Here is a 14,380-nt window from a genome sequence, read left to right on the forward strand (position 1 = left end):
TATCCGCAGCCCCGGCGGCCGCAGGGGCCGCTCAGCCCGCCGCTCAACCGGCCGTCTTGGCCGCCGCCACGTCGGCCGAGGCCAGCGCGGTCATGTTGACCACCCGGCGCATCGACGCCGAGGGCGTCAGGATGTGGGCCGGTGCCGCGGCGCCCAGCAGGATCGGGCCCACCGTGACGTTGTGGCCGGAGGAGACCTTCAGCACGTTGAACAGGATGTTGGCCGCATCCAGGTTGGGCAGCACCAGCACATTGGCCGCGCCATGCAGGGTCGAGCCCGGCAGACGGGTTTCGCGCACCGATTCGGACAGCGCCGCGTCGCCCTGCATCTCGCCATCGCACTCGATGTGCGGGGCGCGCTGCACGAACAGATCCCGCGCCGCGCGCACGCGCTTGGCACTGGGCCGGTTGGAGCTGCCAAACATCGAATGGCTCAGGAACGCCACCTTGGGCGGCACGCCGAAGCGCTGGACCTCCTCGGCCGCCATCTGGGCGATGCTGGCCAGCTCTTCGGCGGAGGGCAGCTCGTTGACGAAGGTGTCGGTCAGGAACAGCGTCTGCTGGTCCATGATCAGCGCGTTCATCGTCGCCAGCGTCGAGACGCCGGGGCGGGCACCGATCACCGTGCTGACGTGGTCGAAATGGGCGTCGAAACGCCCCACCAGGCCACACAGCATCGCGTCGGCATAGCCCAGCTTGACCAGCAGGCTGGCGATCAGCGTGTTGGAGCGGCGCACCGCGGCCTTGGCGGCCTCGGGCGAGACGCCTTCGCGGCCCATCAGCTTGTGATAAGCCTCCCAGCACGCGCGGAAGCGCGGGTCGTCCTCTGGGTTGACCAGCTCGAAGTCCACACCGGGCTTCAGGCGCAGGCCGGCACGTTCGATGCGCATCGCGATCACCGCCGGGCGGCCGATCAGGATCGGCTTGGCCAGGCCTTCGTAGATCACCTCCTGCACCGCGCGCAGCACGCGCTCGTCCTCGCCCTCGGCGTAGACGACGCGGGCCGGCGCGGCCTTGGCGGCCACGAACACCGGGCGCATGAACATGCCGGTCTGGTAGACATACTGACCCAGGCTGACGCGATAGGCCTCCAGGTCGGTGATCGGCCGGGTGGCCACACCGGACTCGGCGGCGGCGCGGGCCACCGCCGGCGCGATGCGCAGGATCAGGCGGGCATCGAACGGGGTCGGGATCAGGTAGTCCGGGCCAAAGCGCAGATCCTTGCCAGCGTAGGCGGCAGCCACCTCATCGGAAGGCTCGGCCTTGGCCAGCGCGGCGATCTCGTGCACGCAGGCGACCTTCATCGCCTCGGTGATCTTGGTGGCGCCGCAGTCGAGCGCGCCGCGGAAGATGTACGGGAAGCACAGGACGTTGTTGACCTGGTTCGGGTAGTCCGACCGGCCGGTGGCGATGATGCAGTCCGGGCGCGCCGCCTTGGCGATCTCGGGGCGGATCTCCGGCTCGGGGTTGGCCAGCGCCAGGATGATCGGGTCGCGGGCCATGGTGCTGACCATCTCGCCGGTCAGCACGCCGGCGGTGGAGCAGCCCAGGAAGACATCGGCGTCCTTGACCGCATCGGCCAGGGTGCGGCCGGCGGTCTTCTGGCAGAAGCGCTGCTTGGATTCGTCGAGCTTGCCGGCCAGCGCGTCGGCGCGCTCGCTCTGGATCAGGCCCTTGGAGTCGCAGACGAAGATGTTCTCGGTCTTCACGCCCAGGCTGACCATCAGGTCCAGGCAGGCGGTGGCGGCGGCACCGGCGCCGGAGACGGCCAGCTTGACCTCGCTGATCTTCTTGCCCACCAGTTCCAGGCCGTTGAGCAGCGCGGCACTGGAGATGATGGCCGTGCCGTGCTGGTCGTCGTGGAAGACGGGAATCGAGAGACGCTCGCGCAGCTTCCTCTCGATGTAGAAGCACTCGGGGGCCTTGATGTCCTCGAGGTTGATGCCGCCCAGCGTGGGCTCCATCGCCGCGATGATGTCGACCAGCTTGTCGGGGTCGTGCTCGGCCAGTTCGATGTCGAACACATCGACGCCGGCGAACTTCTTGAACAGGCAGCCCTTGCCTTCCATCACCGGCTTGCCGGCCAGCGGGCCGATGTTGCCCAGGCCCAGCACGGCGGTGCCGTTGGTCACCACGCCGACCAGGTTGGCGCGCGAGGTGTAGTCGGCCGCCAGCGAAGGGTCCTCCTCGATCGCCAGGCAGGCATAGGCCACACCGGGCGAATACGCCAGGCTCAGGTCACGCTGGTTGGCCAGCGGCTTGGTCGCCGTGACGGCGATCTTGCCGCGCGTCGGGCTGCGGTGGTATTCCAGCGCAGCGTCGCGCAGGGCTTGTTCGGCAGGCGAAAGAGAAGGCTTGGTCATGAACGATGGCGTCAAAAAGGTGCGTGGATGCCAGGGGCCCCGATGGCCGGAGGCATCCGCGGCAGCGGACGCACAATCTATTCCTGACCGAGGGCGGTTCCCCTTGTCGGGGGTCAATCATGCATAACTTGCATGACGCCATGTCCCACGCCGGAGCGGCCCTCCCGGCCGCGGCCGGCCCCGGTCTCAGCCCTGGGCGCGCTTGCTCAGGATCTCGAAGGCCGGCAGGGTCTTGCCTTCCAACACCTCCAGGAAGGCGCCGCCGCCGGTGGAGATGTAGCCGACATCCTTCTCGATGCCGTACTTGGCGATCGCCGCCAGGGTGTCGCCACCGCCGGCGATGCTGAAGGCGTCGCTGTTGGCGATGGCGCGGGCGATGGTCTCGGTGCCGTGGGCGAAGGCATCGAACTCGAACACGCCCACCGGGCCGTTCCAGACGATGGTGCCGGCGGCCTTGAGCCGGTCGGCCAGCAACGCGGCGGTCTTGGGGCCGATGTCCAGGATCAGGTCGTCGTCGGCCACCTCGGTGGCCGCCTTCACGGTGGCCGGCGCATCGGCGGCGAAGGTCTTGGCGCAGACCACGTCCACGGGGATGGGCACCTCGGCGCCACGGGCCTTCATGGCCGCCATCACCGCCAGCGCCTCGTCCGTCAGGGCCGGCTCGGCCAGCGACTTGCCGATCTTCAGGCCCGCGGCCAGCATGAAGGTGTTGGCAATGCCGCCGCCGACGACCAGGCCATCGACCTTCTCGGCCAGCGACTGCAGGATGGTCAGCTTGGTCGAGACCTTGGAGCCCGCGACGATGGCGACCAGCGGACGCTTGGGCTGGGCCAGGGCCTGGGTGATGGCGTCGATCTCGGCGGCCAGCAGCGGGCCGGCGCAGGCCACCTTGGCGTATTCGGCGATGCCGTAGGTGGTGCCCTCGGCGCGGTGGGCGGTGCCGAAGGCGTCGTTGACGTAGATGTCGCACAGCGCGGCCATCTTCTTCGCCAGCTCGGGGTTGTTCTTCTTCTCGCCCTTGTTGACGCGGCAGTTCTCCAGCAGTACCACCTCACCGGGGGCCACGTCCACGCCATCGACCCAGCCGGACAGCAGCTTGACCTCCCGGCCCAGCAGCTCGGACAGGCGCTTGGCCACCGGGGCCAGCGAATCCTCGGGCTTGAACTCGCCCTCGGTGGGGCGGCCCAGGTGGGAGGTGACCATCACCGCGGCACCGGCCTTCAGGGCCATCTCGATGCAGGGCACCGAGGCGCGGATGCGGGTGTCCTCGGTGATGTGGCCCGCGTCATCCAGCGGCACGTTCAGGTCGGCACGGATGAAGACGCGCTGGCCCGCCACATGGCCTTGGGCGACGAGGTCGGCGAAACGGATCACGTTCATGGTCGGTCGGGGGATGTAATGACGATGAAACCCGTATTGTCGCGTCAGCCACCGGTCCAGCCCAGCCCCAGGCGCAGCACCAGCATCACCGCCGTCCCGCAGACGATGGTGCCCAGGATGTCGCGCCGCCATGCGAACCAGCCCGCCGCCGCCACGGCGCCCCAGAGCCGCGGCTCCTGCCAGGTGTTCAGCAAATGCCCCTGCGTGAGCACGACCTCGGGCGCGACCACGGCCACCAACGCGGCCAGCGGTGCGTAGCGCAAGGCGTCGCGCAGCCAGCCGGGCATCGGCACCTCCCGGCGCGGCAGCAGGAAGAAGCCGCGCGTCAGGATGGTGATCGCGGTCATGCCAATGAGCGTCAGCCAGGTCTCCAGCGCGCTCATCACAGCTCCTTGCGCTGAGCCAGCAGGCGGCCGGCCGGGGCCAGGCGGTCCATCACCAGCCCCACGGCCAGGGCCGCGGCGATGGCCACCACGATGTTGAGCTTGAGCGGCAGCGCGTAGGCCGCCACCGCCGCGCAGGCCGCCACTGCCGCCGCGACCCAGGTGGCCCGGTCGACCAGCAAGGAGCCGGTCAACCCCAGCAGCGCCAGCGTGCCGGCAAAGCCCAGGCCCCATTCGGTCGGGATGTGGTGGGCCAGCACGATGCCCAGCACCGAGAAGCCCTGCCAGCCCAGCCAGTTCACCGTCGCGCCGCCCCAGTAATAGGCCCACTGCCCGTCCTGCGGCACCGGGTCCGGGAAACGCTTCAGGAACATGACGTAGTTCAGGTCGCCCGCCAGGTAGGCGTGGGCCACCTTCTGCCAGAACGGCCGGTGGCCGAAATACGGCCGCCAGCCGGCACTGAAGATCACGAAGCGCAGGTTCACGCAGGCCGCCGTGGCCCAAACCAGCCACATCGGCGCGCCCTGCACGATCAGCGGCAAGGCCGCGAGCTGGGCGCTGCCGGCAAAGACCAGGAAGGTCATGGCCAGCGAGAGCGGCACGCCCAGGCCGCTCTTGACCATGGCCACGCCAGTCACCAGGCCCCAGGCGCCGATGCCCAGCGAGGCACTGCCCAGGTCCCGGAAGCCGCGTGCAAACTCAGGTTGCCGCCACAGCGGCAGGGAACCGGGACTGTCTTCAAGCATCCGGCCATTGTGGCGCAGGGGCTGGGCGCTGCGCCCCGGCAGGGCCTCTCGCGCTTCAGCCCGGCTTCTTGACCCAGGCGTTGCACCAGCCGTTGGCGTGCACCTGCTTGCGGCCGAACATCGCACAGCCACCCCATTCGTCGGTGGCGGCGCCCTGGAAGAAGCTGCAGTCCATGCAGCGCTGCGAGGGCTGGTGCTTGGGGAACTTGGCGCTGTCGACCTGGGTGGTGTCGTGCTTGTAGCCCAGGGCCACGGCGGTTTCGTCGGTTTCCTCCAGGTGCTTGACCGGCAGGGCCGCCAACGCCGATTCGGACAAGGCGGCGCCCGCACCGGCCACACCCAGGGCCTGGATCATGAAGACACGACGGGAGAAGAAAGTGGCGTTCATGTTGCTGCTCCAACCGGACCAACGTGCAGCCCGGCCTGGGAGGGGACCTCCGGCCCCCTCCCCGATCAAAGACAAATGGGAAGGAAAAGGCGGCTCAGCTCTTGGGCAGCTTGAACACCCACATCATGCCGCCCTGTTCCAGGAAGTTGACCCGCTTGGCCACCTCGCCCCCCCACAGCGGCACGGCGCCCCCCCAGCCCGAGGCCACGGCCACGTACTGCTCGCCGTTCTGCTGCCAGGTGATCGGGGGCGCCACGATGCCGGAGCCGGTCTGGAACTGCCAGACGACCTTGCCGGTCTTGGCGTCCGCGGCCTTCAGGTAGCCCTCCGGCGTGCCCCAGAAGACCAGGTTGCCGCCGGTGGTCAGCACGCCGCCCCACAGCGGCGCGTTGTCCTTGACCTCCCAGACGATCTTGCCGGTCTTGGGGTCCACCGCGCGCAGCGCACCGATGTAGTCGTCGTTCAGCGGCTTGATGGTGAAGCCCGCGCCCAGGTAGGCCGCGCCCTTCTTGTAAGCCACCGGCTCATTCCAGATCTCCATGCCCCATTCATTGGACGGCACGTAGAAGAGCCGGGTTTGCGGGCTGTAGGCCATCGGCATCTGGTTCTTGCCGCCCAGGAAGCCCGGCGCCGCGAAGACCTCGCTGCCCTTCTTGCCGTCGCCTGCGGTCGGGTCACCCGGGCGGTTTTCCGGCACGAAGTTCGGCCGGCCGGTCTTCATGTCGACGCCGGTGGCCCAGGTGATCTTCTTGACGAAGGGGAAGGCGTTCTGCAGCTTGCCGGTGGTGGCGTCCAGCACGTAGAAGAAGCCGTTGCGGTCGGCCTTGGCGCCCAGGCGCTTGCCGTCCTGGTCGTAGGTGATGAACTCGTTGGCGCCGTCGAAGTCCCAGCTGTCGTTGGGCGTGCCCTGGTAGTGCCAGACGATCTTGCCGGTCTTCACGTCGATGGCGACGGTGGAGCAGGAGAACAGGTTGTCCCCCTTGCGCAGGTGGCTGTTCCAGGGGGCGGGGTTGCCGGTGCCGAAGTAGGCCAGGCCGGTCTTGGCATCGTAGGTGCCGCCCAGCCAGGTGGCCGAGCCGCCGGTCTTCCACAGGTCGCCCGGCCAGGTCTGGTTGACGGTGCCGGAGATGCCGTTCTCCTTCTTGGTGCCGTCCTTGTCCCAGATGTAGCCCATGTGGCCTTCGACGGTCGGGCGGGTCCAGACCAGCTTGCCGGTCTTGGGGTCGCGCGCCTCGACGCGGCCGACCACGCCGAACTCGCCGCCGGAGACACCGGTCAGCAGCAGGCCGTTGGCGATGATGGGCGCGGCGGTGGCCGAGTAGCCCGCGGCGTAGTCGTCGATCTTGGTCTTCCAGGCCAGCTCACCGGTGTCCTGCTTCAGGGCCACCAGCTGGGCGTCCAGCGTGGCGAAGATCACCAGGTTGTCGTAGAGCGCCGCGCCGCGGTTGATCACGTCGCAGCAGGGCATGATGCCCTCGGGCAGACGGTGCTCGTACTTCCAGAGCTTCTTGCCGGTGGTCGCATCCAGCGCATAGAGGCGCGAGTACGAGCCGGTCACGAACATGCGGCCGTTGTAGACCACCGGTTGGGATTCCTGGCCGCGCTGCTTCTCACCGCCGAAGGAGAAGGCCCACGCGGGGGTCAGCTTGCTCACATTGCTGGTGTTGATCTTCTTGAGCGGCGAGAAACGCTGGCCTTGCGGGGTGCCACCCCAGCTCAGCACATTGCCCGAGGCCGAAGACTCGGTGTCGATCATCTGGTCGGTCACGCCGGCGGCGTGGCTGCTGGCCGCCGTGGCCAGGCCGATGGCCATCAGCAGGTTCAAGAGAGTCGGTCGCATGTTGTCTCCTCGTGGGTGGATGCCGCCCGGTGGACCGGGCTGGCGACGCAGTTGAGCGCCGTCAAACAGCGCAATGTCCGTGCCATGGCCGGGGCCGGTTTCCGGGGCCTGCGCCGGGCTGCACAGGCCGGTTTCTCCACGGGTTTCCCCGTTCGATCGCTCCAGGGTTGCTACAGGCTTGAGCAGACGGTGTCCCAGGCCGGCGCGCCGCGGCGGGACAGCCCGGCTCAGCCCCTGCGCCCCGGCCAGCCGGGGCTGGCCCAACGCTGGCCGGTCTTGTCGACGGTCATCACCGCCACGCCCCAGGCCCGCGCCACGGCCGCGGCCCCCTGTGGGCCGGCCATGAAGACGACCTTGGTCAGCGCATCGGCCAGGGCGCCCTCGTGCGCCAGCACGCTGACCTCGGCGAAGGCGGGCGGCGAGTCGCCGCTGCGCGGGTCCAGGATGTGGTGGTGGCGGAAGTCCGGCGTGAAGCAGCTCGGGTTGTCGGCCGAGGTGGCCAGGCAGGCGCCCTGCAGCCCCACCCGGTCCACCCAGGCATCGGCCTGACGCGGGTCGGCCACCGCCAGCGTCCAGGGCTGACCCTGGGCGTTGCGGCCCTGGGCGGCCCATTCGCCGGCATCGACCAGGGCATGGGCCACGCCGTGGCGGCGCAGCAGCTGGGCCGTCAGGTCGGCCGCATGGCCCTGGGCAATGCCGTTGAGCGTGACGCCCATGCCCGGCCGCGCCAGGCGGATCTCGTTTGTTGCCAGCTGCAGGCCCTGCCAGCCCACCCGGGCGCGGGCGGCCTCGCGCTCGGCGGCGGTGGGCAGGCGACCGGCCTGGCGGCAGCGGTCATACAAGGCCCAGAGCGGTTGCACCGTGACATCGAAGCTGCCCCCGCTGCGCGCCGAGATGGCCTGGGCGCGGCGCAGCAGGCCCAGCAGTTCGGCCGGCGGATGCGCCAGCCGCCCTTCGCGGTTCAGGCGCGAGAGCGCGCTGTCCGGGTCGAACAGGTTCATCTGCCCATGCAGGCCTTGCAGCAGGGCCACCGCGCCGTCCAGCGCCTCGCGCAGGCGCTCCGGGTCGGCATGGGCCGCCTGCAGGCTCAGCGTGGTGCCGAAGCCCAGCAGCGAACGGGTGTCCCAGTGCAGGGGCTCGGCTCCCGCCGCGGCACGGGCCACGGCCGGGGCCAGCAGTGTCCCCAGGGCGCAGCGGAGGAACTGATGTCGGCGCATGGCAAACCTCCTGCGGGTTCAGGCCGGCGCACGGCCGGGCTGCTGGGCCGACACCGCGCGGATCGGGATCACCCGCTGGCGCGCCTGGGCGATCAGCGGGGCACAGCGGGCCGGGTCGTCGTGGATGGCCACGCAGTCCAGGCACTGGAAGCACTCGGCGTAGTCCACCGTGCCCTCGGGCGCGATGGCCTGGTAGTGGCAGCGGTGGCGGCAGGTCTGGCAGGGCGTGCCGCACGCCATGCGTCGGGCGATCCAGTCCCAGCGGCGCAACCGGCCCAGCAGGGCCAGGCCGGCGCCCAAGGGGCACAGGTAGCGGCAGAAGCCCTTGTAGAGAAACAGCGACAGGGCCAGCAGCGCCACCGCCCAGGCCACCGCCGGCCCCGCCCGCTGGAAGCCCAGGGTGATGGCCGTCTTGAAGGGCTCGAACTCCACCACCCGGTCCACCCAGGCGCCGTGCACCGGCGCCACGGCGGCCACGCCGACGACCGCCGCCAGCACGACGTACTTCAGGCGCTTGAGGCGCCGGTCCCAGGTTCTGTGCAAGCGCCGGGGCTTGATCCCCAGACGCTGCCCCAACTGCGACACCAGCTCCTGGAAGGCGCCGAAGGGGCACAGCCAGCCGCAGAAGGTGCCACGGCCCCACAGCACCAGGCTCACCGCCACCACGGCCCACAGCGCCACCGTCATCGGGTCCAGCAGGAAGAAGCCCAGGCCGCGCCCCTCGCGCAGGGCCTGGATCAAGGCCGTCAGGTTGACGATGGAGAGCTGCCCCTGCGCCCACCAGCCGATGAAGCCCAGCGTGAACAGCAGGAAGCCCACCCGCGCCCGCGGCAGCCAGTGCGGCCGGCTCACCCACACCGACGGCCGCAGCAGCGCAGCGCCCAGCAGGGCCAGCGCCACGGCCAGCACGGCCAGATCCGGCAACCGGCTCTTCCAGGCCGCCACCCAGGGTGCCTGCGGCGGCTCGGGGCGGATCAGCTGGTCCTCCGGCAGGCGGTAGCGCAGCGTGAAGTCGCGGGCGATCTTCTCGACGAAGCCCGAGCCCTTGCTGCGCACCACCCGCAGGCCGAAGTCCAGCGGCTGGCCCGGGTCCAGCCCGGCCGCGCCGATGACGCGCATCACCTTGGCGTCGCGGCCGTTCCAGCCGGGCGGCAGCTTCAGCGGCTCGTCCAGGTCCAGGTCACGCAGCTCGATCGAGAGCTCGCCCTGGTGCAGGTTCAGGCGGTCGGGCACCGCACCGCGGGTGAAATCCTCGCCCACGAAGCTGTAGCCCGACAGCGGCACCACCAGCAGCGCCTGGTCGCCCGGGTCCAGCCGCCCTTTCAGATGCGCCCAACCGGCCTCGCTGAGCAGGTTGCGGCCGACGATGGGCGCGCTCAGCCAGGCCACCGCCAGCTCGGCCAGCGGCGGCGCACCCGGCGGCGCCGGCTGCTCCACGCCGCTGCCGGCAAAGGCCTGCTCGCCCTTGGCGGCGCCCACGGTCAGCACCTTCAGCAGGCCCGCGCGCTGCAAGGCCGCCGCGTCCATCGGCCGCCAGCGGTCCTCGCGCACCCGGGCCAGGCTGGCCGGGTCGGTGCCACCGGCCCAGCCCATCTTGGCCCGGGCCACCTGCAGCGCGGCGGACAGCACGCTCTGGTTGACGATGCGCACCGAGGCGGTGGCCTTGGCCACCCCGTCAAAGGTGACGTTGGCGCTGCTGGCCTGCACGCCGCGCGGCCCCGGTCCACCGATGCGCACCGACTGGCGCAGCGACAGGCCCTTGTACTGCTCGACGAAGTGCAGCAGCGGTGCCGGCCCCAGGCCATCGACGAACACCGGCTCATGCTGGGACACCACCTGCACATCGACCAGGCGGCCCTGCGGGTCCAGCACGATCAGCAGGTCCACCGGCGTGCCGGAGAAGCCCGGCAGCGCGGCGAAATCCACCGACTCGAAGACGTAGCCGGCCAGCGAGCGGGAGGTGGTCTCCGGCCGGAACACCGGCCAGACCGGCAGCTGCGCATCGCGCTCGCCCAGCACCAACGGCGCCGGCAGCCGGGCTTGCAGCGCCGCCGCATCCAACTGCCCCGCCCAGCCCGGCAGGCTGGCCAGCAGCAGCCAGACGGCCGTCCAGGCGGCCACCCCGTGGCGGCCGATCGCCACCGCCCGCAGCCACAGGCGCAGGGCCACGGTGGGGGCGCTCATCCGGCCAGTCCCCGGCCGCCAGCGCGCCCCAGCCCGCGGCGCGGGTCGTAGGCCCAACAGGACAGCGCGAAACAGACAACCAGCGTGCCCAGCACGACCCACGGTGACGCCCCGGCCGACTGGCCGTGGAAGGCGAAGCGCATCCACTCCACCGCATGGGTGAAGGGATTGAGCCGAGCCACCGCGTTGACCCAGCCGGCGCCAGAGGCCTGCAGCTTCCACAGCGGGTAGAGCGCGGTGGACAGGAAGTACAACGGGAAGATCACGAAATTCATCGCCCCGGCGAAGTTCTCCAGCTGGCGCACCGTGACCGAGAGCAGCAGCCCGAGGGCGGCCAGCATCAGCGCGCTGGCCAGCAGCGCCCACGCTCCTTGCAGCGCCGCCAGGGGCTGCCAGGGCAGCGTGCTGCCCATCAGCGCCGCCACCGCCAGAAAGGCGGCCACCTGCACCAGGCTCAGCACCGCGGCCGCCAGCAGCCGGGCCGCCAACAGCAGTGGGCGCGGCAGCGGCGCGGTCAGCAGCAGGCGCATCAGGCCCATCTCGCGGTCGTAGACCAGCGCCAGCGAGGACTGCATGCCGTTGAACAGCATGACCATGCCCATCAGCCCGGGCAGCACATAGGTGGCGTAGTCCACCGCAGCGCCGTAGGGCGCGGTGGGCTGGCCACCCAGGTCATGGCGGAAGCCCGCGGCGAACACCGCCAGCCACAGCAGCGGCCGCACCAGGGCCGAGACCAGGCGGCCGCGCTGCTGCACAAAGCGCTGCAGTTCCCGCCCGACGATGGCCCCGACCGCCCCGGCGACGTGAGCCAGGGCGGTGCGACGGCGCGGCAGCGACGCGAACACGGTGGCGGAATGGGGCGAACGCATGGCGGCGGGCGGTGGGGTGGACGGTGGCCGGGACGGAACTCAGTGCCGGGTGGCGTGCAGAAAGGCCGCTTCCAGGGTGTCGCCCCCCAAGGTCCGGGTGACTGCCTCGGGCGGGCCATCGGCCAGTAACTGGCCGTGGTGCAGCACCAGCACCCGGTCGGCCTGGGCGGCCTCGTCCACCAGGTGGGTGGCCCACAGCACGGTCAGGCCGTGCTCGCGCACGCCGGCCTGCAGGTCGGCCAGCAGCTCCTGGCGCGAACGCGGGTCCAGACCCACGGTGGCCTCGTCCATCAGCAGCAGGGCCGGGGCGTGCAGCAGGGCCCGCGCCAGCTCCACCTTGCGGCGCTGCCCGCCCGAGAGTGCGCGCGCCGGCCGGTCCAGCTGCTCGGTCAGCCGCAGGCGCCGGGCCAGCGCCTCAATGCGGTCCTGCGCGTCGGCCGCCACCAGGCCGTGCAGGCGGGCATGGAAGAACAGGTTGCGCCGCACGGTCAGGTCCAGGTCCAGCGAGGGCTGTTGGAACACCACGCCCAGCCGCGCCAGCGCCCGGGTGGGCTGGCGCGCCAGCGAGCAGCCGGCCACGCTCACCTCGCCCTCGTCGGCCGCGAACAGGCCGCTGAGCACCTGGAACAGCGTGCTCTTGCCAGCGCCATTGGGGCCCAGCAAGGCGGTGAAGCTGCCCGCCGGGATGTCCAGATCCAGGCGGTCCAGGGCCACCAGGGTGCCATAACGCTGGGTCAGCCCCCGCACGCTCAGCATGCCCCGGCCGGCGTGGAGACCGGGTCCGCAGAGAGGGCCAGGGAGGCGGCGTCCCCGCGGAACACCAACCCGCCCGCCTTGGCCGCGCCGGGCACGAAGCGCAGCGGTGCCGTGGTGGCAGCGCCGCGCTGGCGGGCACCGTCGAGCACGGCATCGATCAGTCCGCGGGCCGGGCTCTTGGGGCAGACCGGGTCGGTGGCCGCGGCGTTGCCCGTCACCAGGAAGGCCTGGCAGCGGCAGCCCCCCATGTCGGTGTGGCGCTCATCGCAGCTGCCGCAGGTCGGGTCCATCCAGTCCTGGCCCCGGTAGGCATTGAAGCCGCGGCTCTCGAACCAGGCGTCATGCACCGGGGTGTCGCGCAGGTTGGGAAGGTCCAGCCCGGGCAGCATCCGCGCGCTGTGGCAGGGCAGCGCCACACCATCGGGCGCCACCACCAGGAACACCGATCCCCAGCCGGCCATGCAGGGCTTGGGCTTGGCGTCGGCGTAGTCGGGCGAGACCCACAGCACCTTCATGCGCGAGACGCCGCGCTCGCGGTAGGCCATGACCATCGCCTCGGCGTCGCGCAGCTCGTCGCGGGTGGGCATCAGGGCCTCGCGGTTGAGCCAGGCCCAGCCGTAGTACTGGGTGTTGGCCAGCTCCAGGTAGTCCGCGCCCATGCGGTCGGCCATCTCGATGATGCGGCCCACATGCGGCAGGTTGAAGCGGTGCATCACGCAGTTGAGCACCATCGGGTAGCCCAGCGACTTGATGATGCCTGCCACCTTGTTCTTGAGCTCGAAGGTGCGGGTGGAGCTGATGAAGTCGTTGAGCTCGCGGGTGGAGTCCTGGAAGGAAAGCTGGATGTGGTCCAGGCCGGCTGCCTTCAGCGCCCGGGCCCGGGCCTCGGTCAGGCCCACGCCCGAGGTGATCAGGTTGGTGTAGTAGCCCAGGCCGTGGGCGTGGGCCACCAGTTCCTCCAGGTCCTCGCGCAGCAGCGGCTCGCCGCCGGAGAAGCCCAGTTGCACCGCCCCCATCGCCCGTGCCTCGGCGAGCACCCGCTTCCAGGTCGCGGTGTCCAGCTCCTGGTCATGGCGGGCGTAGTCCACCGGGTTGGAGCAGAAGGCGCAGTGCAGCGGGCAGCGGTAGGTCAGCTCGGCCAGCAGCCAGAACGGCGGCTTGGTCGTGGCCGGGGATGGGGCGGTGAGCGGGGCCATGGTGTCAGTCTCCGGGGGCCTGTCCGCGCTCAGACCAGCCAGCCGTGCTCGCCGGCCTGCCCCAGGAAGGACTGCACGTCGTCGGCCAGCCCGGTCTGCTGGAAGCACTGTTCCAGGTCCGCGATGATGGCGGCCACATCGCGCTGGCCATCGCAGCGGCGCAGGATCTCGGCCGCCGGCGTGTTGAGCCGCACCATGCCCTCGGGGTAGAGCAGCACCCAGGCCTCTTGCGCCGGCTCGTACTGCAGGCGAAACAGCGGCGCGATGCGCGGCGACACAGACAGCGGCAGGGATGCGTTCATGGCCGGCGCTCCTCGGGCAGATCATCGGGATAGGCGCGCTCGATGGCGTCGAGCATGCACCACAGCACATCGAGCTTGAAATCCAGGATCTCCAGCGCCCGCTCCTGGCGGGCCCGGGTGCTGCACCAACGCCGCGCCACTTCCAGGCCGTGCTCCACGTCGCGCGTGGCCAGCGGGATGCGGCTGCGGAAGTAGCCCAGGCCCTCGGGCTGGATCCAGGGGTAGAGCGAGGGCCAGCCGGCCAGGCGGTCGGCGTGGATGCGCGGCGCGAACATCTCGGTCAGCGAGGAGATGGCGGCTTCCTCCCAGGGCGACTGGGCGGCGAAGTTCAGATAGGCATCGACCGCGAAGCGCACGCCCGCCTGCACGTGGCGGTGGCTCCAGAGGTCCTCGCGGGCCAGACCGGTGGCCTCGCCCAGGCGGCTCCAGGCCTCGATGCCGCCGGCGTTGCTGCCCTCGTAGTCGCCCCGGCCATCGTGGTCCAGGATGCGCTCGACCCAGCGGCGCCGCTCCTCGCGGTCCGGGCAGTGGGCCAGCACCGCCGCATCCTTCTGCGGAATGCGGACCTGGTAGTAGAAGCGGTTGGCCACCCAGCCGCGCACCTGGAAAGGCGCCAGCTCGCCGCGGTTGAGGCGGCCGTTGAAGGGGTGGTGGATGTGGTAGCGCGATTCGCGCGCGCGCAGCCGGGCCTCGAACTCGGCCCAGCCCCAGGGGCTGCGCTCGTCGAAGGCCGGGGGGGCACTGTCAAAGACCAGGG

Annotated in this window: 13 protein-coding genes; all 13 read right to left on the reverse strand. The window is 70.8% G+C overall.

Annotated features, from left to right (window positions below):
- Positions 1-43: 43 nt before the first annotated feature.
- Positions 44-2,362 carry an NADP-dependent malic enzyme gene (locus KGA65_RS12115; RefSeq protein ID WP_225863359.1) on the reverse strand — a complete coding sequence of 773 codons (2,319 nt, stop codon included), beginning with the start codon at positions 2,360-2,362 and terminating at the stop codon, positions 44-46.
- Between the two features lie 186 nt (positions 2,363-2,548).
- A complete protein-coding gene (locus KGA65_RS12120; RefSeq protein WP_225863360.1) occupies positions 2,549-3,742 on the reverse strand; it encodes a phosphoglycerate kinase in 1,194 nt (397 codons plus the stop codon).
- A 44-nt stretch (positions 3,743-3,786) separates the two neighbouring features.
- Positions 3,787-4,125, reverse strand: a complete 339-nt coding sequence (locus KGA65_RS12125; protein ID WP_225863361.1) for a branched-chain amino acid transport AzlD family protein — start codon at positions 4,123-4,125, stop codon at positions 3,787-3,789.
- Positions 4,125-4,871, reverse strand: a complete 747-nt coding sequence (locus KGA65_RS12130; protein ID WP_225863362.1) for an AzlC family ABC transporter permease — start codon at positions 4,869-4,871, stop codon at positions 4,125-4,127. Before KGA65_RS12130 ends, KGA65_RS12125 begins: the two co-directional genes overlap by 1 nt.
- Before the next feature lie 55 nt (positions 4,872-4,926).
- Positions 4,927-5,259, reverse strand: a complete 333-nt coding sequence (locus KGA65_RS12135) for a high-potential iron-sulfur protein (protein WP_225863363.1) — start codon at positions 5,257-5,259, stop codon at positions 4,927-4,929.
- Between the two features lie 94 nt (positions 5,260-5,353).
- Positions 5,354-7,099 carry a PQQ-dependent methanol/ethanol family dehydrogenase gene (locus KGA65_RS12140; protein ID WP_225863364.1) on the reverse strand — a complete coding sequence of 582 codons (1,746 nt, stop codon included), beginning with the start codon at positions 7,097-7,099 and terminating at the stop codon, positions 5,354-5,356.
- Between the two features lie 227 nt (positions 7,100-7,326).
- Positions 7,327-8,316: an FAD:protein FMN transferase gene (locus KGA65_RS12145; protein WP_225863365.1), complete on the reverse strand. Its 990-nt coding sequence runs from the start codon at positions 8,314-8,316 to the stop codon at positions 7,327-7,329.
- An 18-nt stretch (positions 8,317-8,334) separates the two neighbouring features.
- On the reverse strand, positions 8,335-10,500 hold the full coding sequence (locus tag KGA65_RS12150; protein ID WP_225863366.1) for a 4Fe-4S binding protein: 2,166 nt from the start codon (positions 10,498-10,500) through the stop codon (positions 8,335-8,337).
- Positions 10,497-11,369, reverse strand: coding sequence for a lanthanide ABC transporter permease protein PedC (pedC, locus tag KGA65_RS12155; RefSeq protein ID WP_225863367.1), 873 nt, complete (start codon positions 11,367-11,369; stop codon positions 10,497-10,499). Before pedC ends, KGA65_RS12150 begins: the two co-directional genes overlap by 4 nt.
- Before the next feature lie 39 nt (positions 11,370-11,408).
- A complete protein-coding gene (gene pedB, locus KGA65_RS12160; RefSeq protein WP_225863368.1) occupies positions 11,409-12,125 on the reverse strand; it encodes a lanthanide ABC transporter ATP-binding protein PedB/LutE in 717 nt (238 codons plus the stop codon).
- A complete protein-coding gene (gene pqqE / locus KGA65_RS12165) occupies positions 12,119-13,321 on the reverse strand; it encodes a pyrroloquinoline quinone biosynthesis protein PqqE (protein ID WP_225863369.1) in 1,203 nt (400 codons plus the stop codon). The genes pedB and pqqE overlap by 7 nt, the downstream gene beginning before the upstream one ends.
- A gap of 29 nt (positions 13,322-13,350) precedes the next feature.
- A complete protein-coding gene (pqqD, locus tag KGA65_RS12170) occupies positions 13,351-13,623 on the reverse strand; it encodes a pyrroloquinoline quinone biosynthesis peptide chaperone PqqD (protein WP_225863370.1) in 273 nt (90 codons plus the stop codon).
- Positions 13,620-14,378, reverse strand: coding sequence for a pyrroloquinoline-quinone synthase PqqC (gene pqqC, locus KGA65_RS12175; protein ID WP_225863478.1), 759 nt, complete (start codon positions 14,376-14,378; stop codon positions 13,620-13,622). The genes pqqD and pqqC overlap by 4 nt, the downstream gene beginning before the upstream one ends.
- Positions 14,379-14,380: the final 2 nt, after the last annotated feature.

The organism is Ideonella benzenivorans (genome assembly GCF_020387415.1).
Classification (GTDB): domain Bacteria; phylum Pseudomonadota; class Gammaproteobacteria; order Burkholderiales; family Burkholderiaceae_C; genus Ideonella; species Ideonella benzenivorans.

Excerpts from the sequence above, each read along its gene's own strand:
- KGA65_RS12115 (WP_225863359.1), bottom strand. The coding sequence starts at position 2,362 with ATGACCAAGCCTTCTCTTTCGCCTGCCGAACAAGCCCTGCGCGACGCT.
- KGA65_RS12120 (WP_225863360.1), bottom strand. The coding sequence starts at position 3,742 with ATGAACGTGATCCGTTTCGCCGACCTCGTCGCCCAAGGCCATGTGGCG.
- KGA65_RS12125 (WP_225863361.1), bottom strand. The coding sequence starts at position 4,125 with ATGAGCGCGCTGGAGACCTGGCTGACGCTCATTGGCATGACCGCGATC.
- KGA65_RS12130 (WP_225863362.1), bottom strand. The coding sequence starts at position 4,871 with ATGCTTGAAGACAGTCCCGGTTCCCTGCCGCTGTGGCGGCAACCTGAG.
- KGA65_RS12135 (WP_225863363.1), bottom strand. The coding sequence starts at position 5,259 with ATGAACGCCACTTTCTTCTCCCGTCGTGTCTTCATGATCCAGGCCCTG.
- KGA65_RS12140 (WP_225863364.1), bottom strand. The coding sequence starts at position 7,099 with ATGCGACCGACTCTCTTGAACCTGCTGATGGCCATCGGCCTGGCCACG.
- KGA65_RS12145 (WP_225863365.1), bottom strand. The coding sequence starts at position 8,316 with ATGCGCCGACATCAGTTCCTCCGCTGCGCCCTGGGGACACTGCTGGCC.
- KGA65_RS12150 (WP_225863366.1), bottom strand. The coding sequence starts at position 10,500 with ATGAGCGCCCCCACCGTGGCCCTGCGCCTGTGGCTGCGGGCGGTGGCG.
- pedC (WP_225863367.1), bottom strand. The coding sequence starts at position 11,369 with ATGCGTTCGCCCCATTCCGCCACCGTGTTCGCGTCGCTGCCGCGCCGT.
- pedB (WP_225863368.1), bottom strand. The coding sequence starts at position 12,125 with ATGCTGAGCGTGCGGGGGCTGACCCAGCGTTATGGCACCCTGGTGGCC.
- pqqE (WP_225863369.1), bottom strand. The coding sequence starts at position 13,321 with ATGGCCCCGCTCACCGCCCCATCCCCGGCCACGACCAAGCCGCCGTTC.
- pqqD (WP_225863370.1), bottom strand. The coding sequence starts at position 13,623 with ATGAACGCATCCCTGCCGCTGTCTGTGTCGCCGCGCATCGCGCCGCTG.